This window comes from Brevibacterium sp. CCUG 69071 (assembly GCF_021023135.1).
In the GTDB taxonomy this organism is placed as follows: domain Bacteria; phylum Actinomycetota; class Actinomycetes; order Actinomycetales; family Brevibacteriaceae; genus Brevibacterium.
In genome coordinates this window covers 1-833 of the sequence record NZ_PGFV01000018.1, presented here as the reverse complement: position 1 = coordinate 833, position 833 = coordinate 1, and the positions used below count along the sequence as shown (strand labels likewise).

Sequence of the window (833 nt, the reverse complement as noted above, 5' to 3'; positions counted from 1 at the left end):
TATGGGGCGCCGTCTACGTCCTCCTCTCCGCCGGCATCATCGTCGCCCTCGCAATCCGCGGCCTCAAAGCCGGCACACCCCTACTCCTCACCAGCCTCGTCACGTTCCTCTGGGCGCTCGCCACAGGACCGTCACTGATCGCTGCAGTGAACGCGCTCGTGGTCGCCACACCACTCCCGGATCCGCCCGGGTCACCCACCGCAATGTGGTTCGGCCTCACCCTCGCCGGACTCATCGCCCTCATAGGACTCGGAGTCGACGATGAATAAGCAAGTGAAGATCACCGGCAGCACGCATGCGTTCGCTGTCGTCATGTACGGGCTCCAAGCTGCCCTCGGCCTCGAGTACATCTTCGGTGTCGCTGAAGCGAAGTCCATGACCACCATCGCCGGCGCTCCCACCGTCATGCTCTGGGCACTGGCGCTCATCGTCGGCGGCACCCTCGCCACCGCGGCGGCTCTCAACGGTCCCCGCTACCCACGCCCAGCACTACTCCTCGAGCAGTGGGCGTGCGCGTTCCTCGCTGTCGCGTCCCTCTGGTACGAGATCACTCTGGCAATCGGCAACGGCCTTACCGTCATGCACACGCAGACCCAGGCGGTCGCTGTGTTCGTGGCCTCGACCGCCCGAGCTATACAGGTTCATCGAGAACGGGTGAGAATCACGGCGGCCGAGGTGGCACAGTCGACGGCGGCCAAGTCCGTGAACGAGAGGTGACCAGTGTGGCTCGACACAGTCGAATCAATCCTTGGCCACCTTGCCACGATCCTCGGCGTCCTCTTCGGGGCCGGCGGCATCGTCGGTATCCTCTACGGGCTCATCCGCCGCTGGTT

Annotated in this window: 1 protein-coding gene and 1 pseudogene; both read left to right on the top strand. The window is 64.9% G+C overall.

Annotation, left to right across the window (positions count from 1 at the left end):
• Window positions 1-269, top strand: a pseudogene (locus CV023_RS18690) (hypothetical protein); the annotation flags it as partial.
• Window positions 262-717: a hypothetical protein gene (locus CV023_RS18685; protein WP_230748578.1), complete on the top strand. Its 456-nt coding sequence runs from the start codon at window positions 262-264 to the stop codon at window positions 715-717. The pseudogene CV023_RS18690 and the gene CV023_RS18685, both read left to right, overlap by 8 nt.
• Window positions 718-833 lie beyond the last annotated feature (116 nt).

What these genes read in the sequence shown, in the direction of transcription:
- CV023_RS18685 (WP_230748578.1), top strand. Translation starts at nt 262, where the DNA reads ATGAATAAGCAAGTGAAGATCACCGGCAGCACGCATGCGTTCGCTGTC.